The 22066-nt window shown below is 37.8% G+C and carries 25 protein-coding genes; 6 read left to right on the forward strand and 19 right to left on the reverse strand.

The annotated features are described in order from the left end of the window. The first annotated feature begins 21 nt into the window (after positions 1-21). The 4 genes from AC2117_RS10155 to AC2117_RS10170 are packed head-to-tail and all read left to right on the forward strand — an operon-like array spanning position 22 to position 2522. Positions 22-732, forward strand: a complete 711-nt coding sequence (locus tag AC2117_RS10155; RefSeq protein ID WP_133973837.1) for an energy transducer TonB — start codon at positions 22-24, stop codon at positions 730-732. Positions 733-772: 40 nt separating this feature from the next. Further along, entirely contained in the window at positions 773-1651 is an 879-nt protein-coding gene (locus tag AC2117_RS10160) for a MotA/TolQ/ExbB proton channel family protein (RefSeq protein ID WP_133973839.1), read from the forward strand. 15 nt (positions 1652-1666) lie between these two features. Next, entirely contained in the window at positions 1667-2089 is a 423-nt protein-coding gene (locus AC2117_RS10165; protein ID WP_133973841.1) for an ExbD/TolR family protein, read from the forward strand. A gap of 19 nt (positions 2090-2108) precedes the next feature. Continuing rightward, positions 2109-2522, forward strand: a complete 414-nt coding sequence (locus tag AC2117_RS10170; RefSeq protein ID WP_017389510.1) for an ExbD/TolR family protein — start codon at positions 2109-2111, stop codon at positions 2520-2522. Between the two features lie 69 nt (positions 2523-2591). On the opposite strand, the gene AC2117_RS10175 is transcribed toward AC2117_RS10170, so the two are convergent. From AC2117_RS10175 to AC2117_RS10185, 3 genes are all read right to left on the reverse strand, one after another. Continuing rightward, positions 2592-4757, reverse strand: a complete 2166-nt coding sequence (locus AC2117_RS10175; RefSeq protein ID WP_133973843.1) for a malate synthase G — start codon at positions 4755-4757, stop codon at positions 2592-2594. 366 nt (positions 4758-5123) lie between these two features. Further along, positions 5124-6266: a cell division protein ZapE gene (gene zapE / locus AC2117_RS10180; protein WP_133973845.1), complete on the reverse strand. Its 1143-nt coding sequence runs from the start codon at positions 6264-6266 to the stop codon at positions 5124-5126. Positions 6267-6343: 77 nt separating this feature from the next. After that, positions 6344-7366: an AraC family transcriptional regulator gene (locus AC2117_RS10185; protein WP_227549191.1), complete on the reverse strand. Its 1023-nt coding sequence runs from the start codon at positions 7364-7366 to the stop codon at positions 6344-6346. A 121-nt stretch (positions 7367-7487) separates the two neighbouring features. Here AC2117_RS10185 and AC2117_RS10190 point away from each other — a divergent pair, with 121 nt between their 5' ends. Both AC2117_RS10190 and AC2117_RS10195 read left to right on the forward strand, forming a co-directional pair. Next, a complete protein-coding gene (locus AC2117_RS10190; RefSeq protein WP_133973847.1) occupies positions 7488-9035 on the forward strand; it encodes a flavin-containing monooxygenase in 1548 nt (515 codons plus the stop codon). A 49-nt stretch (positions 9036-9084) separates the two neighbouring features. Continuing rightward, positions 9085-9996, forward strand: coding sequence for a lysine exporter LysO family protein (locus tag AC2117_RS10195; RefSeq protein ID WP_133973849.1), 912 nt, complete (start codon positions 9085-9087; stop codon positions 9994-9996). On the opposite strand, the gene pyrF is transcribed toward AC2117_RS10195, so the two are convergent. The 16 genes from pyrF to AC2117_RS10275 form a co-directional block, all read right to left on the reverse strand. Beyond that, entirely contained in the window at positions 9993-10691 is a 699-nt protein-coding gene (gene pyrF / locus AC2117_RS10200; protein WP_133973851.1) for an orotidine-5'-phosphate decarboxylase, read from the reverse strand. The two genes, AC2117_RS10195 and pyrF, sit on opposite strands and share 4 nt — an antisense overlap. A gap of 184 nt (positions 10692-10875) precedes the next feature. Further along, positions 10876-11241 carry a lipopolysaccharide assembly protein LapA domain-containing protein gene (locus tag AC2117_RS10205; RefSeq protein ID WP_005041071.1) on the reverse strand — a complete coding sequence of 122 codons (366 nt, stop codon included), beginning with the start codon at positions 11239-11241 and terminating at the stop codon, positions 10876-10878. A gap of 26 nt (positions 11242-11267) precedes the next feature. Beyond that, positions 11268-11570 (reverse strand): integration host factor subunit beta, encoded by a 303-nt coding sequence (locus tag AC2117_RS10210; protein WP_003651488.1) that lies wholly within the window; start codon positions 11568-11570, stop codon positions 11268-11270. 156 nt (positions 11571-11726) lie between these two features. Then, a complete protein-coding gene (gene rpsA / locus AC2117_RS10215; protein ID WP_042896511.1) occupies positions 11727-13400 on the reverse strand; it encodes a 30S ribosomal protein S1 in 1674 nt (557 codons plus the stop codon). 111 nt (positions 13401-13511) lie between these two features. Beyond that, the gene (gene cmk, locus AC2117_RS10220) at positions 13512-14192 is read right to left on the reverse strand and encodes a (d)CMP kinase (RefSeq protein WP_133973853.1); all 681 of its coding nucleotides are present in this window, start codon (positions 14190-14192) and stop codon (positions 13512-13514) included. 10 nt (positions 14193-14202) lie between these two features. Next, positions 14203-14643 carry an SRPBCC family protein gene (locus AC2117_RS10225; RefSeq protein WP_042896513.1) on the reverse strand — a complete coding sequence of 147 codons (441 nt, stop codon included), beginning with the start codon at positions 14641-14643 and terminating at the stop codon, positions 14203-14205. 70 nt (positions 14644-14713) lie between these two features. Next, positions 14714-15217, reverse strand: a complete 504-nt coding sequence (tadA, locus tag AC2117_RS10230; protein WP_075431386.1) for a tRNA adenosine(34) deaminase TadA — start codon at positions 15215-15217, stop codon at positions 14714-14716. A 5-nt stretch (positions 15218-15222) separates the two neighbouring features. Then, on the reverse strand, positions 15223-16347 hold the full coding sequence (locus AC2117_RS10235) for an enoyl-CoA hydratase/isomerase family protein (RefSeq protein ID WP_081399972.1): 1125 nt from the start codon (positions 16345-16347) through the stop codon (positions 15223-15225). Continuing rightward, positions 16344-17057, reverse strand: a complete 714-nt coding sequence (gene ung / locus AC2117_RS10240; protein ID WP_005041081.1) for a uracil-DNA glycosylase — start codon at positions 17055-17057, stop codon at positions 16344-16346. Before ung ends, AC2117_RS10235 begins: the two co-directional genes overlap by 4 nt. A 49-nt stretch (positions 17058-17106) precedes the next feature. Next, the gene (locus AC2117_RS10245; RefSeq protein ID WP_042896517.1) at positions 17107-17703 is read right to left on the reverse strand and encodes a 6-pyruvoyl trahydropterin synthase family protein; all 597 of its coding nucleotides are present in this window, start codon (positions 17701-17703) and stop codon (positions 17107-17109) included. A gap of 229 nt (positions 17704-17932) precedes the next feature. Then, a complete protein-coding gene (gene gspK / locus AC2117_RS10250) occupies positions 17933-18892 on the reverse strand; it encodes a type II secretion system minor pseudopilin GspK (RefSeq protein ID WP_133973855.1) in 960 nt (319 codons plus the stop codon). Continuing rightward, positions 18892-19707 carry a type II secretion system minor pseudopilin GspJ gene (gspJ, locus tag AC2117_RS10255; protein WP_133973857.1) on the reverse strand — a complete coding sequence of 272 codons (816 nt, stop codon included), beginning with the start codon at positions 19705-19707 and terminating at the stop codon, positions 18892-18894. Before gspJ ends, gspK begins: the two co-directional genes overlap by 1 nt. Further along, positions 19707-20087: a type II secretion system minor pseudopilin GspI gene (gspI, locus tag AC2117_RS10260; RefSeq protein WP_133973859.1), complete on the reverse strand. Its 381-nt coding sequence runs from the start codon at positions 20085-20087 to the stop codon at positions 19707-19709. Before gspI ends, gspJ begins: the two co-directional genes overlap by 1 nt. Next, the gene (locus AC2117_RS10265) at positions 20077-20631 is read right to left on the reverse strand and encodes a type II secretion system protein (protein ID WP_133973861.1); all 555 of its coding nucleotides are present in this window, start codon (positions 20629-20631) and stop codon (positions 20077-20079) included. Before AC2117_RS10265 ends, gspI begins: the two co-directional genes overlap by 11 nt. A 9-nt stretch (positions 20632-20640) precedes the next feature. Beyond that, the gene (locus AC2117_RS10270; RefSeq protein WP_042896519.1) at positions 20641-21249 is read right to left on the reverse strand and encodes a TetR/AcrR family transcriptional regulator; all 609 of its coding nucleotides are present in this window, start codon (positions 21247-21249) and stop codon (positions 20641-20643) included. Positions 21250-21285: 36 nt separating this feature from the next. Next, the gene (locus AC2117_RS10275; protein WP_133973863.1) at positions 21286-22059 is read right to left on the reverse strand and encodes a TatD family hydrolase; all 774 of its coding nucleotides are present in this window, start codon (positions 22057-22059) and stop codon (positions 21286-21288) included. Positions 22060-22066: the final 7 nt, after the last annotated feature.

Consider the following 22066-nt stretch of genomic DNA (forward strand, 5'->3'; position numbering starts at 1 on the left):
TCTACAGTTTCAGGAGTAACTATGGGCATGACTTTTACAGACATAGAAAATAAATCTGCAAAGCGCCTTATTGGTATTGCTGCAGTACTTTTTCTGCATCTTCTTGTTGCCTATATTCTGATGTCAGGTTTAGCAAACAATATTCAAAAACCAGCAGAAAAACCTGTGGAATTACAAATTATTCAGGATATTAAGCCTCCGCCTCCTCCAAAACCAGAGGAGCCCAAGCCTAAGGAAAAACCGCCTGAGCCACCTAAAATGGTAGAAAAGGTAGCCAAAGTACCTGAGCCAGTGAAACAGGTTGAAAAAGTGACACCTGTACAAAAAACGACTCCAGTCGCTCAACCCACTAAAGTTGCTACCCCAGCTCCTGCTGCACCTAGTACCCCGTCGCCAAGCCCCGTTGCCGCACCGGCTCCAGTGGCAGCTGCCCCTGCTCCTAAACCAGCTGGCGTAACTCGCGGTGTTTCGGAAGGTTCTGCTGGTTGTGAGAAACCTGAATATCCACGTGAAGCAGAAATGAGTGGTGAACAAGGTACAGTGCGCATTCGAGTTTTAGTTGATACCAATGGCAAGGTTATAGAAGCGAAGGTAAAGAAATCGAGCGGTAGTAGGATTCTTGATAAGGCGGCAACGAAAGCCTACAGCTTATGTACGTTCAAACCAGCAATGAAAGATGGCGTGCCTCAGCAAGACTGGTATGAACTTGAATATCCATTTGTAATTGAATAAATAATTGAATTAGCAAGAAATTAAAAATATTGGAGATAATATGATGAAAAAATCAACTCAACCGTTAGTACGTTTCGCTTCTGCAAGTCTAATCGCAGCTTGCTCTTTACTTCCATTAAGCTCGGTTTTTGCAGAAGAGACTAATACTCCAGTTGCAACAGCAACCACTGAGTCAACTTCAAATGCGACAACTCCGACTCCACCACCGAAACCAGCCACTAGCGAAACTGTTAAAAATCCTTATGGCCTAGAAGCGCTTTGGCGTGAGGGAGATTTAGTCGCTAAATCCACTTTATTTATATTAGTGCTGATGTCGATTGGCACGTGGTACATCATTGTCTCGAAATTTTTACAGCAAGCAAAAGTAAAACGCCAAGGTAAAGAAGCAGAGAAAAGTTTTTGGGAAGCAACTTCACTAGATAATGCAGCCGACAATTTAGAACAAAGTAGCGCCTATCGTTTTATTGCAGAAAAAGGCATTAACTCAACCAAATCACACGGCGGCTCTTTACTTGAGCGCATTGACTTTAATACATGGGTGAGCATATCAATTCAACGCGCAATTGAAAAAATACAAAATCACTTAGGTGGTGGTTTAGCCTTTTTGGCAACTGTGGGTTCAACCGCACCATTTGTTGGTCTTTTTGGTACGGTTTGGGGAATTTATCACGCATTAACAGCCATCGGAATTTCAGGTCAGGCATCTATTGATAAAGTTGCTGGCCCAGTCGGTGAAGCTCTCATTATGACAGCGATTGGCCTCGCAGTTGCAGTGCCTGCTGTACTTGGTTACAACTGGCTGACTCGCCGCAATAAAGCTGTGATGGAAAATGTTCGTTCGTTTGGTTCAGATTTACACGCGGTTTTATTAAGCGGAGAAATTAATACCAATAATTCAGTTAACCGCAACATTAAATAATCAGGAGCAAACATTATGGGTATGAGTGTTGGCTCTGAAGATGATGATGAAATGATTGGTGCGATTAATACAACACCTCTCGTTGATGTCATGTTGGTTTTACTTATTATTTTCCTTATTACGATTCCGGTAGTCACACATACGGTTCCGGTGAAACTACCAGAAGAAAAAAATACTCCGTATGCCACCACACCTGAAAATATTCAACTTTCAGTAAACAAGAAAGGAGATATTTTCTGGAATGAAAGCTATGTGCCTAATAAAGAAATATTGCTATCAAAGCTTCAAGTAGTTGCACAAAAAAGGCCTCAGCCAGAAGTTCATATTCGTGGAGATCAACTTACTCATTTTGAGGCAATAGATCAGGTCATTAGCACCACTAAACAAGCTGGTATTGGCAAAATTGCCTTTGTTACTACCCCTCCAGCCTCCCAGTGATTACTTTAAGGAGAATTTCATGGGTATGAATGTCGGTTCAAATAATGATGATGACGTGATGTTAGAAGTCAACATGACACCTCTTATTGATGTCATGCTGGTACTCATTATTATGTTTATTATTACCATACCTGCGCCAAACAACGCGATTAATATTAATTTGCCAAATGGCACACCACCACCAACAAATGAAAAGCCACCTGAAGTGATTGATGTGCGAATTGATGCTGCAGGCAAAGTATTTTGGAATAACCAACAGGTTTCTGACCGCACCGCACTAGAGACTTTATTTCAAGGTGTTGTTGCCAAAAAAGATCAAGACCAGATCAAACTCAAACCTGACCAAATGGCTGAATATAAAAACGTAGCAATGGTCATGGCTACAGCACAGCGTTTAGGTGTCACTAAAATTGGTATAGTGAGTAATAATTAAGTCATAAATTCGATTTATTCTTCCAAATAAAAAAGCCTCCGAAGAGGCTTTTTTTATACTAGGTTAAAATTAGTCACCTGTATAACCTTTTAACTTTAAACGAGCAGCGTGTAGTAACGGCTCAGTATAACCAGAAGGCTGTTCACAACCTTTGAAGATGAGGTCAGAAGCTGCTTGGAAAGCAATATTGGTTTCAAAGTTAGCTGCCATTGGCGTATACAATGAATCATTTGCGTTTTGCTCATCAACAATTTTTGCCATGCGTTTAAGCACTTCTTCAACTTGATCACGAGTCACAATACCGTGACGCAACCAGTTCGCAACGTGTTGAGAAGAAATACGTAATGTTGCACGATCTTCCATTAGGCCGACATTATTAATGTCTGGAACTTTTGAACAGCCTACGCCTAAATCAACCCAACGCACAACATAACCTAAAATACCTTGGCAGTTATTTTCAAGTTCGTTGTTAATCTCTTCTGCTGACCAATTTGTCTCAGGCGCAAACGGCGGAGTCAACAAGTCATCTAATGACAACATTTCTTCAGCTTTTAACTGATCTTGACGTGCCTTTACATTAACTTGATGATAATGCATTGCATGAAGCACTGCACCAGCTGGAGATGGAACCCAAGCACATGACGCACCCGCATTTGGATGTGCAGCCTTAGTTGCCAACATATCTTTCATACTATCCGGTTTTGGCCACATGCCTTTACCAATTTGTGCTTTACCTTGTAAACCACACTTCAAACCAATTGCAACGTTACGGTTTTCGTAAGCAGCGATCCATTTTTGTGTTTTTACAGCTTCTTTACGAACAACTGGTGCAGCTTCCATTGACGTATGAATTTCATCGCCTGTACGGTCCATGAAACCAGTATTAATGAAGATCGTACGGTCTTTTGCAGCAGCAATACAGTTTTTCAAGTTTACAGATGTACGACGTTCTTCATCCATAATACCGATTTTCAATGACTTCGCTGGTAATCCTAACGCTTGCTCAGCACGTTCAAATAACTCTACAGCAAACGCAACTTCTTCTGGACCATGCATTTTTGGTTTAACAATATACATAGAACCTTTACGTGAGTTCTTGTTTTCGTTTTCACTACGAATGTCCGCAACTGACAACAACGGTGTTACCAATGCATCCATAATTCCTTCGAAAATTTCTTCACCATCTACCAAAATAGCTGGGTTAGTCATTAAATGACCTACGTTACGAAGTAACATAAGTGAACGACCATGAAGTTTTGTTGTGCCACCAATTAAGTTTTTAATTTCGCGGTCTTTATTTAAATCACGAACAATCGTTTTACCATTCTTCTCGATAGATTCTTGAAGCGTACCCTTCATTAAACCTAACCAGTTACGGTAGCCTTCAACTTTTTCTTCAGCGTCTACTGCTGCAACAGAATCTTCTAAATCCTGAATGGTGGTTACAGCTGCTTCAAATGTTAAGTCTTTAACACCGGCTAAATCAGTTTGGCCAATTGGGCTAGAGGCATCAATTTCGATAATGACATGAAGGCCATTACTTAGAAGTACAACTTCTGTAGGATTCGCATCTTCACCGTTAAAGCCAACAAACTGAGCTTCATGAGCTAAACCTGTTTTTGAACCATCTTTCAAAGTTACTACAAGTTTATTTTGCTCAATTGCATATTTTGTCGCATCTGCATGTGAACCTTCTGCAAGTGGAAAAACTTCATTTAAGAAATTTTTAGCGAACTCAATAACTTTTGCACCACGTACAGGGTTATATCCTTTACCTTTTTCAGCTCCGCCTTCTTCAGAAATTACATCGAAGCCGTAAAGTGCATCATATAAAGAGCCCCAACGAGCATTTGCTGCATTTAAGCAATAACGAGCATTACGTACAGGTACAACTAATTGCGGCCCTGCTAATAATGCAATTTCTTCATCAACATTTTCAGTTGTAATTTGAAAGTCTTCAACTTCTGGCAATAAATAACCAATTTCAGTTAAGAACGCCTTATAAGCACCTAGTTCAAATTTGTTGTTACGGTGCCATTCATCAATTTTTGCTTGTAATTCATCACGCTTAGCCAATAATGCTTTATTTTTTGGGCTAAGATCGACAACAACTTGCTCAAAGTTCTTCCAGTAAGTTTCACTATCTAAACCAGAACCTGGTAAAGCTTCATTTTCGATAAAATCGTAAAGTTCTTTAGCAATCGCTAACTTGCCTTTTTGAATACGTGCAGTCATTGTCTTTCCTGAAGTTGCTACTTTTTATACCAAGAGAATCCTAGTATACCGATTTAAATTAAGCTGAATACTAATATCACATTCCTAAATAGTAAGCATTTTCCCTTGTAAAACTATTGACAAAGATAAATTTTTCTATATAGGGAATATTAAAATTCTAACTAGGATTCCCAACAATTTATTCAATATTTAAAGATACTGAAACTAGACTTTTTGTTAACAGACAAAAAATTCCACTATCTTATTTTTCTAAAGCGTATTTAGTTATATCAAACTTTGCAGCGTGAAAAAGCACTATTTAACGAAATTTATCTATTTTTGTTGTAAAAAAAGCGCCCTATATAGAGCGCTTTTCATATCTATTTTTTATGCATTTTTAGCTTCATCAATATGACGATGCTCAGAATGCAAATATTCATCCGATTGCATTTCTAACAAACGTGAGCGAGTACGCTCAATTTCAAATGCTAACTTTTCGCCTTGATAAATATCAATAATACTATCTTGAGAAGTTAAAAGTAATTTTACGCCCCGGTCATAAAACTCATCGACTAGATAAATAAAACGACGTGTACCTTCAGACAAGAAATCTGTTAAATGAGGAACATTACTCACCAAAACCGTATTATAGATATTTGCAATTTCAATAAAATCTGCTGGGCTACGTGGTTTAAAGCAGAGTTCAGAAAACTCACACCACAATACATCCTCTGTATGCCCTAACGTCTCAACAATACGATTATTGATTACAATAGGCTCTTGAGAATGAGCTTGTGTATGAGTTAATGCACTAAAACGTTCCGACATCCAGTTTTGGACTTCATTACTTAATGGTGATTTAAATAATTGAGCTTGTTTTAATACGCGTAAACGATAATCCACACCTGCATCTACATTTAAAACAGCGCAATTCTTTTTAACCATTTCAATTGTTGGTAAAAAGCGATCACGGTGAATACCGTTTTTATATAAACCATCTGGTGCAATATTTGATGTTGCAATTAATGTCACGCCACGAACAAATAATTTTTGAAATAAATCACTTAGAATCATTGCATCCGTTACATTTGACACAAAGAACTCATCAAAACAAATAACGACTGCATCTTTATAAATTTGGTCAGCCACGATTTCAAGTGGATTACGTTGGCCTGAAAGCTTATTTAACTCTTTATGAACATGTTGCATGAAATGATGAAAATGCATACGTGTTTTACGGCGAAACGGCACTGACTCATAAAATTGATCCATCAGCCAAGTTTTTCCACGACCTACTCCACCCCACATATAGACACCTTTAGGTGAAGTTTGGCGGCGAAAACGACGGAAAGCCTTTTTAGAGGCTTTATAACGGTTTAAAAGTTCTTTCCATACACGATCTAATTCTTGCACTGCCTGTGCTTGCGCATCATCTGCCATAAACTGGCCTGAAGCTAAAGCCTCAGCATAGCGTTCTGCTGGGGAAGAAGGTGAGAATGCGGTACTATGAGAAGATTTTAAATTTAACATATCGTTTTATTTCAATTTTAACTGATAGGAGTATAGCGAACATTTTGTTCAACCACATTAGCTTTTAGCATCAAGAATTACGACGATGATTCTTTGCCATATTGTCGAGGACTTTGTCCAAACCATCGTTTAAATGCATGATTAAATGCTGCTGGTTCAGAATAACCGAGCAATTCAGCAATAACTTCTATTGAGTATTCCCTATATTCCATAAGCTTTAATGCCTTATTCTTGATAATTTGTTCACGAATTTGCTTATAACTCGTATTTAACTGTTGCAATTGATGCCTTAATGTCCTTTCAGGCATTTTCAATGCAAAAGCAGTTTCCGCCATGCTCGGGATAATTCCTTGCTGTAATTCAAGATAATCTTGCACACATTGTATGATATGTGGAGTTTGGTGATCTTGTTGATTTAATCTTGTTATTTCTGTAATACATTTTGATTCATAAATACGATGTGTAATGATATCCGCTGAAGGGATTTTGATTTCAAGCACATCCTTGCTTAGGCTAAATGCTGCATATTTACCATTAAAGTGCACATCATCGCCGTAATATGCAAAATAGCGAGATAAAGTATCTGAGTTAGTTGGTTTTTCAAATGGAAGTTCTATACGCATAGTGGGCATTTGTAATCCCATCATCGTATAAATATCTTGAATAAATTTATAAGTTCCTGAAACTTCACATTGCGCCCGTAACTGTCCCACTTGCGTTTTCAAATCAACAGGCAAATAACTTAAAATTGTACGCTCATCAGTCTCATATAGACCTAAAGCACCAAATAAATGAGTAAGTCTTTGATATTTTATTCCTTTATTTAATGCAGTTTGAACATCATTACTTGTTACAAGCAACATAAGCAATGGGCCGTAACCTGCTAAAGCATAATGCTGTCCAATAAATAAGCCCTTTTCAGGCTCAACATTTTCACTAATAATTTGTTGAATATCCCATTCTAAGCGATCATGAATTGTGGAACTCGGATCTAAAGCATCAACCTTAATTCCTATACCAGCCAAACGTGAGTCGACATCAATGCCTGCATTGCGCATTCCTTGAATTAAATACATTAAACCAAGTATCGACCGTTTCATTCTTCTATCAATTTCCCTAGACTCAAATGTTTTACTATAAAGACGAAAGAAAATTAATTGCCGAATCTATCAATTTTCACGTCGTTACAATCATGTTTAAACTGATCAAAAAACGTTAGTCTTGCATGCAATCCTCTTTTCAGCTTATGCAGGGTTTCCAATGCTAAACGCAAAGCAAGATACTATTCAAAAAACTAAAATCGCTATTATTGGTGCTGGATTTGGTGGCCTAGCAATGGCAATCCGTTTACTGCAAAATCAACAGCAAGACTTTATTATTTTAGAAAAATCAAATGATGTTGGTGGAACTTGGAGAGAAAATCGCTATCCCGGTGCGGCATGTGATGTTCAATCTCATATGTACTCCCTCTCTTTTGCACCCAAAACTGACTGGTCAAAACGTTACGCTGAAGCACCAGAGATTTTTCAATATATTCAAGATATTACAAAAAAATATAAGATTAAAGATTACTGTAAGTTTAACCATGATGTAACTCATGTCCAATATGATGAAGCACGTCACGTGTGGACTCTAGATTTTAAAAATCAACCTTCGATCGAAGCTCAATTTGTAGTTTTTGCATCAGGCCCGTTGCACATTCCGCAAATTCCCCATATTCAAGGCATCGAAAAATTTAAAGGTAAAGTTTTCCATTCATCACAATGGGAACATGACTATAACTTAAATGGTAAATCAGTCGCATCGATTGGTACAGGTGGTAGTGCAATCCAATATATTCCAGAAATAGCTGGAGATGTTAAGCAGCTCTATGTATTTCAAAGAACGGCAGCGTGGGTAATACCACGAGATGAACGCAAATACTCAGGTTTGAGTAAAGCATTATTCAAATCTTCTAATATTTATCGCCAAATTCATCGTAGTCGTCTTTATTGGAGTAATGAGTCACGCGTTGTTCCAATTGTTCAACCTCAAATTATGAAATATGGCCAAAAGTTGGCAGAAGCTTTCCTCCGCTTCCAAGTGAAAGACAAAGAAGTGGCCAAGAAACTCACCCCGGACTTTGTGATGGGATGTAAACGTATTCTTATTTCAAATAAATACTACCCTACATTTAACCGTAAAAATGTTGAGCTAATAACGGATAGCATTCAAGAAATTAAAGTAAACAGTATTATTACTAAAGATGGTAAAGAACGGCCTATTGACTGTTTAATTTACGGCACAGGTTTTATTACTGACCCGCGTATTTACTTAAAACATTTCACTTGTATTGGACGCAATCAAATCGAGTTAAAACAAGCATGGAAAGATGGCGCAGCAAGTTATTATGGCATTATGACTAAGAACTTTCCCAACCTATTTCAATTAGTCGGCCCTAATACAGTTTTAGGTCATAATTCGGTTATTTTTATGATTGAATCTCAAGTAAATTACATTTTACAACTGATTCAACTTGTAGAAAAGTCTGGTCAAAAAGCAATTGAGATCAAACCAGAAGTTCAAGATGCTTTTAACGAGCGGGTTCAAACTCAGCTTCAGGGGACTGTATGGCAAGCTGGAGGTTGTAGTAGTTGGTATCAATCTGCCGATGGGAAAAACTTTTCACTCTGGCCAACTTATACATGGAAATATTGGTTAGAAACACGCAAAGTTAATCCTAAAGATTACTTACTCTTAAATAAAAGCTCACAGAGCTATGCAGCTTAAAATGTTCAAGACATAATAGGTGGGTTAAAAACAATCCACCTATTATTATATGCAATCTTTTTATCTCATCATTCAAATTTTTTTAGCACTTGCTTCCGGCTATTTTCTAGCACCTAAATTATCTCTAAATATCCGACAGTTTATTTTCAAAATACTGCCCTATTTTTCTTATATTCTATTAGCAAGTGTCGCTTTAGAGTTAACACTAGCACTTGACCAAATTGAGAACCCTTCTGCCATACTTCCACCGGCTATAATCATTGCACTTACCACATCTTTTGGTTCTTTTTTTACGTGTTTATTGGCTTATACAATTTTTGATAAAGAAAGTGTAAAAGGAAAAATCTCACTTCAACTTTTTGTAAATGCTTTAAAGAATATTGCAAAAGCCTTTCTTTCCTTAGGCATCGGGGTTTTATTAGGAGCTATTGTCACTCAATTCAACTCACATATTGCATTTAATAGTTGGTATTTATTATTACTGTTTATTTTCTTAATTGGCATTGAGCTTGCCTTTACTCACTTTAATCGTACGTGGTTAAGCTGGAAAATTTTAATTGTACCTTTAGCTGCTTTTATAGGTTCATGTATTGCCGGTTTCTTCAACTACTTTTTGCTTAACAAGCATTTTGCACTAAATGAAACGTTAGCATTAGCGCAAGGTTATGGCTGGTACTCAATGTCAGGCATTTTATTTACGCAGTTACACTCGGCAGAACTAGGTGGCATCGCGTTATTAACTGATTTATTTAGAGAAATTGTTGCTATATTTTTAATGTATACAATGGGATGGCGTTTCCCACGCTCTGCTATCTCCAGTGCTGGCGCAACTTCAATGGACGTTACATTAGCAATGGTGAAACAGTCATGCGGTACACATTATGTACCACATGCCATGATGAGCGGCTTATTATTAAGCCTACTCGCCCCGCTATTAATTAGCTTATTCCTAAATTTTTAAGCAATTGAAGTAAGAATAGACTTCAACATTGCTGTTGGATCTTCTGCTTTAGTAATCGGTCGACCAATGACCAAATGTGTAGAACCATCAAGCATAGCTTGCTTCGGAGTTACAATACGTTTTTGGTCGTCCGCATTTGTTCCTTCTGGACGAATACCTGGTGTCACCAAAGAGAAGTCTTGTCCAATCAACTCGCGGAGAATTTTAGCTTCTTGTGCAGAACAAACCACACCATCCAAGCCACTTTCTTTAGTGAGTTTAGCTAAGCGCTTTACGTGCTCTACCGGTTCAACATCCAAACCAATATCTTTTAAATCTTCAAGCCCCATTGAAGTCAACACTGTGACCGCAATTAACTGAGTTTGATAGTTACCTGCTTTTAAACGCTCTACACAAGTTTCCATCATTTTACGACCACCTGAAGCATGGACATTTACCATCCACACTCCTAAGTCAGCTGCTGCACAAACAGCCTGAGCAGTAGTATTTGGAATATCATGAAATTTGAGATCAAGAAAAACCTCAAAATTTTGTTCTTGAAGTTTTTTTACAACAGATGGACCCTCATGAGTAAAAAGCTCTTTACCCACTTTTACACGGCATAAAGTAGGATCAAGTTGTTCAACAATTTTTAAAGCGTCATATTGGCTTTTTGCATCTAACGCAACAATGATACTCAAGAGACTTTCTTCCATCACATAAAATCAGCATCATTATAATAGACAAGTCATCAAGTAATAAAGGAATGTATAAGGAAGGCTTTCAAATTTAGAAACAATAATGTCAAGAGGGCTAATTTTTAGAAAAATAAAAAGAAGAATACACTGATAAATTAAGGAAGATACTACTCTTTATCGTAAATAAAGAGTAGTGTTCGAATTATAACGGAGTAGAGTTTTTATCTTGAGGATAAACATCTAAAACAGTTTTTTCATGTCTTACATTTGCAGCGGCTTCTGCTGCTGCTAATTGAGCACTTTGAATTTGTTCTTTTCTCAAATGGTCAATATCTTTACGAAGACGTTTAATTTCCCAGCTTTGTTGAAACACTCTGAAAACCTGTACACCTAGCAAAAGACCAACCACCGTTCCAAGTACTAATGTGAGTAGCAATAATAAGCCTAATCGCATAGCTGGAACTTGGGTAAATAACAAATCAACAGAAAGCTCTGTTGGATTTTGCAATACAAGTGCTAAAGAATAACCAAATACAACAATAAGCAATGCAATTAAAATATAACGCATAGGCACACCCACTTATAAATTTTTATTTATTTCCCGGATTCGTTGACTGCATCACGCAGTGCTTTCCCAGGTTTAAAATGTGGAACAGCTTTAGCTGCCACTTCCACTGATCTTCCCGTTTTAGGATTGCGACCAACTCTTGGGTCACGGTGGTGTAAAGCAAAGCTACCAAAACCACGGATTTCAATTCGATTATCAGTTGATAGGGCTTCTATCATTTGATCAATCATAATTTTAACCGCCTCTTCCACTAAAGGTTCAGCTAAGTGGGGGTTTTTTAGCGCAATGCGTTCAATTAAATCAGACTTATTAAGAGCTTCAGTAGTCATCTACGACCTCGTTATTTATTGCTACTCTATGTCGTCTGATAATAACCTGTTTAAATACAAAACGGTAGCGCAGTATGTTGAATACTAGGCTACCGTTTACAGTAATTTGTATAAAAAGTACAATTCCGTTACATGAAACTGTACTTTGTTAACTTATTACTTCATTTGTGCTTTGATCAAATCACCAATAGTCTTAGGACCATTTTCTTGATTTGTTGTTACTGTACGTAAAGTAGCAACTGCTTCTTTCTCTTCAGCTTCGTCTTTCGCTTTAACAGACAAGTTGATAGAGCGAGATTTACGATCAACGTTGATGATTTTCGCTTCAACTTCTTGACCAACTTCTAAGAATTTAGTTGCATCTTCAACGCGGTCACGGTTGATTTCAGAAGCTTTAAGAGTAGCTTCTACTTCGTCAGCTAACTTAACAGTTGCGCCACGAGCATCAACTGCAGTTACAGTACCTTTAACTAAAGTACCACGTTCGTTAGCAGCTAAGAAATCATTGAACGGATCGCTGTTCAATTGCTTGATACCAAGGCTGATACGGTTACCTTCAGCGTCTACAGACAAGATAACAGCTTCAACAGTGTCACCTTTCTTGTAACGACGAATAGCTTCTTCGCCTTGCTCGTTCCAAGAAATATCAGACAAGTGTACTAAACCGTCGATACCGCCATTCAAGCCGATGAAGATACCAAAGTCAGTGATAGACTTGATAGTACCAGATACTTTTTCGCCTTTCTCATGAGCTTTAGCAAACTCTTCCCATGGGTTAGCACGAGTTTGTTTGATACCAAGGCTGATACGACGACGTTCTTCGTCAACTTCAAGAACCATAACATCAACTTCATCACCAATCTGAACAACTTTAGATGGGTGGATGTTTTTGTTAGTGTGGTCCATTTCAGAAACGTGAACTAAACCTTCAACGCCTTCAGCGATTTCAGCAAAACAACCGTAGTCAGTTAAGTTAGTTACACGAGCTTTAACGATAGAACCTTTAGGGTAACGGTTCATGATCGCTAACCATGGATCTTCACCTAATTGTTTAAGGCCTAAAGATACACGGTTACGCTCACGGTCAAATTTAAGTACTTTAACAGTAACTTCTTGACCAACTTCAACAACTTCTGAAGGATGCTTGATACGTTTCCAAGCCATATCTGTGATATGGAGAAGACCATCAATACCGCCAAGATCAACGAATGCGCCGTAATCAGTAAGGTTCTTGATAGTACCTGTAACTGTTTGACCTTCTTCAAGTTGAGCAAGTAATGCTTCACGGTCAGCAGAAGATTCAGCTTCCATAACAGCACGACGAGATACAACAACGTTATTACGTTTAGCATCAAGTTTGATTACTTTAAACTCTAACTCTTTACCTTCAAGGTGAGTAGTGTCACGGATAGGACGAGTGTCAACTAATGAACCTGGTAAGAATGCACGAACAGGACCGATGTCAACAGTGAAACCGCCTTTAACTTTACCAGAGATAACACCAGTAACGATTTCGCCATCTTCAAAGATTTTTTCAAGTTTAGTCCAAGTTTCAGCACGCTTAGCTTTTTCACGTGATAAAACTGTTTGACCCATACCGTTGTCAAGAGCTTCAACAACTACGTCAACAGTATCACCAACCTGAACTTCAAGTTCACGTTGTTCATTTAAAAATTCAGCACGGTCAACAATGCCTTCAGACTTTAGGCCAGTGTCAACAGTTACCCAGTCGCTATCGATGTTTACAACAACACCTTGGATGACTGCACCCTTTTCAACGTTGAGGTTTAATTCACTTTCTTCAAAGAGGGCTGCAAAAGATTCGGTCATGATATACCTGATAAATTCCGCGGTCTTGGATCAGACAAGGCCGGTTTAGTTAAGTATCGACATAGTCTTTATAGACTGATCAAGCTATGCGTCAACTGATAATTCTAATTGCTAAATGGTACGGCTATCGACATACTCAACCATCAACTTAAATACCTGATCGATCGTTAATTCCGAACTATCAATGATATAAGCGTCTTTGGCTGGCTTGAGTGGAGCAACTTCTCGCTCCATATCTCTTTTGTCACGCGCCTGTATATTAGCTAAAATGTCGTTTATTTTAGCATCTAGGCCCATGCCCTGCAACTGTTTTACTCTTCGCTCGGCACGCGACTCAGCAGAAGCCGTTAGATAAATTTTCGCATTTGCTTCTGGAAAAATAGCTGTTGCCATGTCACGACCATCTGCAACCAAACCAGGATTTTGTGCAAAAGCTCTTTGTCGCTCAAATAATGCCTGTCTAAGTTCTGGAATTGCTGCAACTTTCGATGCATATTCACCAATCCGTTCTGTACGAATTGTTTGGGATACATCCTCGCCATCTAGAAAAACTAAAATTCCTGTTGTGGATGTTTCAAATTTGATATCTAGTTGACGTGCATATTGAATGCATTCATCGAGCTGACTGTCTAATTTCTCTAATAAATCATGTTTATGTAATGACAATCCTAATAAACGATATAAGGCACCCGAATCGAGTAAATGATATTGATAATGTGCTGCAAGTTTTGCGGCCAATGTTCCTTTACCCGAACCACTCGGACCATCAATAGTAATAATTTGAACTGTCATTGAACTCTCACTAAGAAGCAATTGCTTTAGCTAATCTCGAAAAGCCTAGTGTAATGGCTAGTTTTAGCTGTGCAAGGATTAATTTACTTACCACTGGAGCTTTTGCTGTTAACTCGATGCGGTATGTAACTAAAGTTATATATGGCGTAATTTCAGAAAACTCGATTCGACCTAAATGATGTTTAATCAAAGGATTGTCTATTAATTTATATTCAATACTTTTATTTTCTTCAAGTAATGTAATTTCTTCTTTAAGTGGCTTGATTGGACCAAATCCCATACGACGAACAGAGCCTAAACCATCAGGTCTTTTAGAATCTGCCGAGTCTTTCACACGTACAACTTGTAAAGGTGCAAAAGCAGTATTGTAAGTTGCATGTTTAGAGAGCAAGTTAAATACATCACTAAGAGGAGCATTAAATTCTTTTTTTACAGTAATTACATTACGCATTGAATATTTCCTATTAAATAGAATCATGGCAGTAAAATCGCGTTAGTTTGCCATAAGCTCGTGTTACTTTTTAATCATTTAAGGACGTTTTCTGTTGTTTTTCTTGTTTCTTTTGCTCACGTCTTTGTTTAAAAAAATGACTGAGTTGTTGGGCACATTTTTCTTGTAAACAACCTTGTTGAAAGGTAAATCTGTGATTGTAATAACCATGTTGTAGTAACTGACGAGCACTTACTAATGAACCTGCTTTAGGTTCTGTTGTACCAAAAACCACATGTTTGATTCTTGCATGTACTAATGCGCCTACACACATTGTGCATGGCTCAAGAGTGACATATAAAGTTGCATCTTCAGGCAATCGATAATTGTCTAATGATAAGCATGCTGCGCGGATAGCTTGAATTTCTGCATGTGCTGTTGGATCTAACAAACTAATTGGAGCATTATAGCCAGATCCAATTACTCGATTTTGGCTCACCACAACCGCACCAACAGGGATTTCACCCTGCTGTGCGGCTAATTCAGCTTGCTCGTATGCAAGCTGCATCCAATATTCATCACTATATTCAGTCATGTATTTTAGATGATCACACCATGTTGTCTAAGCAAAGCATTCCAGCTATCTATTGAAGTCACTGGCGGGCAATCAGCTAATATACCTCTTAAGCTTAGGTCTTCACATGGTTTCCATTCTGGTGATAAATCTTTATCAACTAAGCGCGCACGAACGCCTTCTACAAAGTCTGGATGACGAATTTTCCACTCAGAAATTTGAGCTTCTAAGTCAAAGACTTCATCCCAAGAATGTATTTGTTTACCCCATTGCCACAGCAACCAAGTAATTGCCGCAGTACTAGGAGATCCTTTTTGCAAGTTCTCACTTGCTTGGCGAAGCCAATCACTGCTCGCATCACGCAAACTAACAATAGCTTGATAATCTTGTTCAAAATTAAAGCCACGGCAAACGCTATGAATCACATCAAGTGAGTTTTGCAATGGACCTGCCGCAACAGGACGATGCAAGCTATTTAAAGTATCATCAATTGCGCGAAAATCCCCTGCAGGATAATGAGCCCAATTAATATTTAAAACTTTTTGCAAAACATTATCACGCTGTGCTTCACAAATATGAGTTGCCCAACCGATGCTATATGCTCCAGCGGCTGTCATGATTGAACCAGTTAAACCAGTAAACAAACCTATTGGACCACGATCTGCTAGGAAACGGCTCGCCCCGACATCTGGATATAAACCAATATTAATCTCAGGCATTGCCAAACGAGAATATGGGGTTACTAGACGGAATGGTGCTGCCATAAACAAACCCAAACCACCACCCATAACATAGCCTTCACCCCAAACAACCACAGGTTTAGCATAATTATGTAATAGTAAGTCTAAAGCATATTCTTGCTGGAAAAACTTATTTGCAGTATCTACTTCTTGATTTATAACAAGTTGACGCAATTTCCTAACATCACCACCAGCACAAAAAGCTTTTGGTGTAGTTGAATCTAACCAAATTGCTTTAACGCTCTCATCATCACGAAAATCTTCAAATACACGTAATAATGCCGTTACGATTGACTCATCTAAAGCATGCAATGATTTAGGGCGATTCAATCGTACTATACGCCAGCCGTTTTTTGCTTCTTCAACCACCAAGTCCGGGTGATAGTTATTTACATTGGGAGAGTTCATCATGCGTCCAATTGCCAGTCTATGGGCTCAATGCCATGTTGTTTCAAATATTGATTTGTTTTTGAGAACACTTTACATCCAAAAAAACCTCCTCTGTTTGCGGCAAGAGGTGATGGATGTGCGGCGGTTAAAACCAAGTGTCTATCTCTATTTATACGTTGTCCTTTGCGCTGTGCATAAGCACCCCACAAAATAAATACCACATGTTCTCTTTGCTCATTCAAAACATCAATGACTTCATCAGTAAATGCTTCCCAACCTTGCTTTTGATGTGAAGTTGGCTGTCCAGCCTCAACAGTAAGCACGCTGTTCAGTAAAAGCACCCCTTGTTTAGCCCATTTCGTTAAATCACCATGACGAGGAGCTGGAATACCCAAATCTGTATGTAATTCATGAAAAATATTACGTAAAGATGGTGGTAATGCAATACCTTTTTGAACAGAGAAACTTAACCCATTCGCTTGGTTCGGTCCATGATATGGATCTTGTCCCAGAATAACGACCTTCACATCAGCCAATGGTGTCGTATTTAAAGCACTAAAGATTTGTTTACTCGGTGGATATATTATTTTTTGTGCTTGTTTCTCTTGAAATAAGAAATCGCGCAAATTATCCATTTGAGGGCTTAACAAAAAAGGTGCTAAAGATATTTTCCAGCTTTCTTCTAATTGAACTTTACTGAGTTTATCTTGCTGTTGCTCAGTTAATTGCATTAATGTCATCCTAGATCAATTTTCAATTCTACAAATAGAGTAATTCGATTTACACTTCGACTTGCAAATCAACTTGAGGATTATTAAACTTCATCCCTTTTTTCAAGTCTTCATACATTTGCGGATTTGCCCACTCTATCTGAATTTGTTCTGAGAAAACAATTCCATCAAGACTTAAAATCCCCATTTGTTCGTTTTGAATATCCTCAATAAAGCTTTGAGCATATCCAGTATCGGTCTCATGAACAATAACTGAATAAACCTCAACATCACCTTCCCCATTTTGAGTGTTTGTTGATTGCAAAACTTGCTGAGCTAGATAAAAGAAAATACGAGAGAACTGTTCAGCGGATGGCGAAACAGGTAAAGAAATCCAACGAGCACTAAAAGTCTGACAAGCATCAATATATTGAGAATCATCTTTTTCCCAAAAACAGATTGCATGATCAAAGCTATCAATAAGGTCTTTTATTACTCCTTTTAAAAGCCCAAAATCATAAACCATTTGTCCATGATCTAATTTCGAAGCTTTAAGCAATAATTCGACTTTGTAGCTATGTCCATGAATTGATCGCTTACAACGATCCGATGTACAGTTACGTACAATATGTGCATTTTCAAACTTAAATAATTTACGAATTAACATGTGCCAAATCGATCATTCCTTCTAGGAATATTATTATAAAGCAAAAGACAAAAACTTCGCACCACTTTTCAATTAGAAACAATTAGCGAAAAGTATGATAAGACTTGTGAAGAAATATTGAAGATAAACATATAGAAAATTTATATTTATTCTATTATTTCCATTTGAGAAATTCCTAAAAATGGCTTTCCAATAATATGACAAAAACAAATAAATTACAATTTTTCAACTAGTTAAATGGCGACATATTTCTAGAATAAACATAAGCCTGCTTATCATTACGCATAAGTGCACTTGTAAATTGTCTTTTTCTATTATTAAGAATGACCTCAATTTGTGCTTGAAAAAAACTCGACTTTACATCCAACAGGCTATTCACCTCAGTTCTCTTTTGAGTATCGACTGTTGAAAAAGCATTCAATTGCCATAACTCATCAACATTTTGAAAGAATTTTAAATTTTGTTGGCGCATTTGAAGTTCTTTTTCTACCGCCCCTACATCCAATTTTTGATCAATACTCGCTAAGACTAATGGTGAAGCGGTATTAATATTCACTTTTGTATTTTCAGGTAATGCAGAAATATACGGTGCGATTAAATCATATTTCTTACCGTCAAAACCTCTTACTAATTTCAACTCTTCGATACGATGAAATTTAGCATTTGAAGCTAAATAGCTAGGATCAAGGCCTTCATAATAACTGCTTTCAGCACCCATAGGTCCAGATGGTTCTTCATCTGGATCTTGCCAATCGATAACTGCTTGACTTAACTCTGCTGGCAAGCCTACACGTACAAGTAAGCGCTCAAACCAGCTTTTGGCAGCTTCATTTACTTTACCTTCATTGGTCGTTAAATTGTTTAAGTTAAATTTCCCTGATTCGTCTATTAAACGCCCTGACACAGTTCCATCTTCTATTGGAAAAGGTGGCATTGGCTGTGCCCATGTTTCTTTTAAATGATCAACGCCACCAGCATTGTTTGTATCTTGAATTAATAACTCAGAAAAAAAAGCTTCTGCACTTTTTGCATAGAGTAATGACTGATTTTGACGCATTAAATAACCAGTGTTTTCCATCGTATTGGTTTGATGCTTTGCAATAGAGGCAGCTAAAATTGTAGCCAATGCAACCATAATCAAAATTGTGAGTAATGCTACACCTTGCTGGCTCTTTTTATTGTGCAACATTATGCCCCTCCTTCTTTGGAGAGCGATAAATTCCCTTGGTTTAAGCTATAAATCCACTCATAACTTACACCAGCAACCGTGAGTTGTATTTTTATTCCTTTCGGCAGTTTTCTAAACTCTTCAGGCTTTGTGGGATCAAGATTAATTTCTGGCCACTTTGTTACTTCTTGCGGTGTTAACACCATCATTTGAAACTGTTCGACCTGATTCAACAAAGTGCTAGATAAGGGCTGCTCTCTATTTGAAGTATTTAAATTGCTATATTTAAGACGATAAAGTTTTTTTTGATCAGGATCATACTGATATTCAATACGCTCAAAAGGTGATAAACCTTGTTTTAAAGGATCAGTAACACCAGCCTTACTAAAATAGAGCACTTGATTATCAAGCTCTAAGGCTGGATGAAGCTTCCCGCCTTGATTTGCCGATAAAGGTATAATTTGTAATGTATCTCGCAAAACTTGTTGATACGCATCTTGTAATTCAAATAGCTGCACTTCATGTTGAGCATTACGATCACGGACTTTTAATAAATAATCAAAAATCTTCCAACCCAACAAAGATAAAACAGCAAAAATTGCAATTGCGACTAAAAGCTCAACTAAAGTAAATCCTGAGGCACGAGTTAATCGAGCACTGCTCGATCGTGTCGCAAGATGAGAAACTGTGTTTCGAGTGTGAGAGTCTTTAAAGCGACGCTTTGTCCGAGCGCAAGACGAAGAGCTGTGCTCGGAGTAACCCCTCATCATCTGCTCCGATCGTGCCGCAAGACGTGAAGCTGTGCTTTGAAAGCGAAAATATTTATTTTTTATCATTATTTTGCTTTCATTGGATAATTAAAAAACACCAAATGGGTAATACCATTTTGAACTTTCCCTTTATCAGAATCATATAAGCTAACTTGCAAGTCTACTTTCTGAACATTCGGGCTGACTGTGGACTCAGCAGATTTATCAATTTGCCAAGTTTCACCTTGAGAAGTAACCTGCTTACTTTGAGTGCCTTGAAGCCATTCCTGATTAATCTCCATTAAAGCAACTTCATTCATTGCTACAAACTGTGCTTTTGTTCTAAGAATTGCATTCGAGGTAGATTGGGTATATTGCATGGCCACTTTAGTTAACGCGACAGCAGCTACTGCAAAAATTGCTAAAGCTACCATTACCTCTAATAGAGTAAAGCCTTTAGATTTCATTTATTTTACCCAAATGATCAATTTGTATTTCTGAACCAATTGTTTTTTGTTCAAAGTAAAACTGTATTTTAACTGTTTTAGCTTCACCATTTCCAAACCAAATTAACTGGGGAGCCTGTCCACCAACTAAATCTGTATTCGTAGCTTTTGAATAGGTTTGAACATCTAGAGGTTGTACTGTAAACGATACATGTTTAGGCAATTGGCGCGTAGTAAATTCTGGGTATTTCTGCCAGCGGTTTTTTAAATCTTGGACCTGTAATTTACTCTGATCGTGGTATTCATACAGTTCATAGGAAAATGGGGAAACATCAGTCTCACTCAGAGTAGATAAAGCTAAAACACGAGATTGATCAAGTGATTCTTTACCAATTTTATGTACATCAAGCAAAAATAATTCTCTTGCTTGCATCGCTTTCTTTTGGTCAACCCCACCTATGTTGAGTACAACGAGAGAGGTCATAATCGTCATAATAACAATCACCACCATCACTTCAATGAGCGTAAAACCTTTTTGTGATTTAGGCGGTGATTGAGATTTCATATCGACCTATTAAGCATATTGTTCAACAGCTTGTTTAGGTAAGGCTAATGCCTGATCAATATAAGCCACTCTTAACGTGTCCCTTGAACCTAAATACCGTTGGTAAAAACTTGAGTTGAGAATAGCTGCTGCGCCATGAGTTAATGACCAAATAGATGCAAGATAATCTCGGGTTGTCATATTGCTTTGAATCGATTCTAAATAGTGATCTGTCATACGAATGATAATTCGTAATCGCTGTTTACGCACTTGATAGAGTTCATTAAAAAGGTGATGTACACCTTGAGCCGTAATCGAAAGTTTTTCTTCAATTTGATGAAATAAAACTGTCCGCTCAGGATGATGTAAATGATGCAACATAAAAAAGGCCAAGTGTTCCGGAAAGGCCTTTTCCGTATCTTGAATCATTTCGAGTAACATACGTTCATTACGAATAATCAATAGCATGTACAATTCATCTTTACTCTGAAAGTGTTTGTACAAAGTTCCTTTTGCTAAATCAAGCTCAGCAGCCAAGACATCAAGTGTCATTCCAGCTTCGCCATTTTCTAGCAATAATTGCTCCGCAACCTGAAATATTAATACTTCTCTTGCTCGGAACTGAGCCTGACGATCCATCTTCACGCAATTACTCTCTTATATAGTTTCTATAACTTAAATCGCTTTTAGCAAGTTCTCAAAATTTTGTGAGGTAATCATTGCAATTTCCTCAACCGATTTATCATATACATCACTGAGCGCTTTGGCTACATAAGGCACATATTTTGGTTCATTTGTTTTACCGCGATATGGAACAGGTGCTAAATAAGGACTATCTGTTTCAATTAAAAGTCGATCTAGCGGAACTTGTTTAGCTACATCACGCAAGTCTTGTGCATTTTTAAATGACACAATACCTGAAAAAGAAATGTAATAACCACAATCCAGCACAGCCTTAGCAGTTTCCCAATCTTCAGTAAAACAATGCAAAATTCCATGCGTGGAGTTTTCTGCACGAATAATATCTACCGTGTCATGCTTTGCTGAACGCGTATGAACTACAACTGGTTTTTTTACAATTTTCGAAGCTTGGATATGCCTTGCAAAACATGCCTTTTGCGCTTCAACAAAATCTGTACTGTGATAGTAGTCCAGTCCAGTTTCACCCAGAGCCCACACCTTTTCTGATTGAGCTAACTCAATCAAATGTTCGGTTGTTGCACGTGCCATCGTATCTACATCCTCACAAGGATGCACACCTACCGTATAACCAACGTCTTCATGTCTATTTGCAATTTCTGCTAATGCAATATGGTCATCAAGATCAACGGAAATTGCCATAAATTTAGACACTCCTTCTGCTCGCGCTGCAGCGAGCGCAAGATCCAGGTCACCGTTATAAGGCGTTAAATCTAACATCGTTAAATGGCAATGCGTATCAACAAACACTTTTCTA

This window comes from Acinetobacter calcoaceticus (assembly GCF_900520355.1).
GTDB classification, from domain to species: domain Bacteria; phylum Pseudomonadota; class Gammaproteobacteria; order Pseudomonadales; family Moraxellaceae; genus Acinetobacter; species Acinetobacter calcoaceticus_C.

Bases quoted from the DNA above. Each gene is read 5' to 3' on its own strand.
- gspI (WP_133973859.1), bottom strand. From the start codon at position 20,087: ATGAAATCTAAAGGCTTTACTCTATTAGAGGTAATGGTAGCTTTAGCA.
- AC2117_RS10265 (WP_133973861.1), bottom strand. From the start codon at position 20,631: ATGAAATCTCAATCACCGCCTAAATCACAAAAAGGTTTTACGCTCATT.
- gspK (WP_133973855.1), bottom strand. From the start codon at position 18,892: ATGTTGCACAATAAAAAGAGCCAGCAAGGTGTAGCATTACTCACAATT.
- AC2117_RS10205 (WP_005041071.1), bottom strand. From the start codon at position 11,241: ATGCGTTATATTTTAATTGCATTGCTTATTGTTGTATTTGGTTATTCT.
- pyrF (WP_133973851.1), bottom strand. From the start codon at position 10,691: ATGGAAGAAAGTCTCTTGAGTATCATTGTTGCGTTAGATGCAAAAAGC.
- tadA (WP_075431386.1), bottom strand. From the start codon at position 15,217: ATGACTGAATATAGTGATGAATATTGGATGCAGCTTGCATACGAGCAA.
- zapE (WP_133973845.1), bottom strand. From the start codon at position 6,266: ATGTTAAATTTAAAATCTTCTCATAGTACCGCATTCTCACCTTCTTCC.
- cmk (WP_133973853.1), bottom strand. From the start codon at position 14,192: ATGACAGTTCAAATTATTACTATTGATGGTCCGAGTGGTTCGGGTAAA.
- AC2117_RS10195 (WP_133973849.1), top strand. From the start codon at position 9,085: ATGCAATCTTTTTATCTCATCATTCAAATTTTTTTAGCACTTGCTTCC.
- rpsA (WP_042896511.1), bottom strand. From the start codon at position 13,400: ATGACCGAATCTTTTGCAGCCCTCTTTGAAGAAAGTGAATTAAACCTC.
- AC2117_RS10165 (WP_133973841.1), top strand. From the start codon at position 1,667: ATGGGTATGAGTGTTGGCTCTGAAGATGATGATGAAATGATTGGTGCG.
- ung (WP_005041081.1), bottom strand. From the start codon at position 17,057: ATGCAATTAACTGAGCAACAGCAAGATAAACTCAGTAAAGTTCAATTA.
- AC2117_RS10175 (WP_133973843.1), bottom strand. From the start codon at position 4,757: ATGACTGCACGTATTCAAAAAGGCAAGTTAGCGATTGCTAAAGAACTT.
- AC2117_RS10170 (WP_017389510.1), top strand. From the start codon at position 2,109: ATGGGTATGAATGTCGGTTCAAATAATGATGATGACGTGATGTTAGAA.
- AC2117_RS10235 (WP_081399972.1), bottom strand. From the start codon at position 16,347: ATGATGAACTCTCCCAATGTAAATAACTATCACCCGGACTTGGTGGTT.
- AC2117_RS10245 (WP_042896517.1), bottom strand. From the start codon at position 17,703: ATGTTAATTCGTAAATTATTTAAGTTTGAAAATGCACATATTGTACGT.
- AC2117_RS10270 (WP_042896519.1), bottom strand. From the start codon at position 21,249: ATGGATCGTCAGGCTCAGTTCCGAGCAAGAGAAGTATTAATATTTCAG.
- AC2117_RS10185 (WP_227549191.1), bottom strand. From the start codon at position 7,366: ATGAAACGGTCGATACTTGGTTTAATGTATTTAATTCAAGGAATGCGC.
- AC2117_RS10155 (WP_133973837.1), top strand. From the start codon at position 22: ATGGGCATGACTTTTACAGACATAGAAAATAAATCTGCAAAGCGCCTT.
- AC2117_RS10225 (WP_042896513.1), bottom strand. From the start codon at position 14,643: ATGCGTAATGTAATTACTGTAAAAAAAGAATTTAATGCTCCTCTTAGT.
- AC2117_RS10160 (WP_133973839.1), top strand. From the start codon at position 773: ATGATGAAAAAATCAACTCAACCGTTAGTACGTTTCGCTTCTGCAAGT.
- gspJ (WP_133973857.1), bottom strand. From the start codon at position 19,707: ATGATAAAAAATAAATATTTTCGCTTTCAAAGCACAGCTTCACGTCTT.
- AC2117_RS10210 (WP_003651488.1), bottom strand. From the start codon at position 11,570: ATGACTACTGAAGCTCTTAATAAGTCTGATTTAATTGAACGCATTGCG.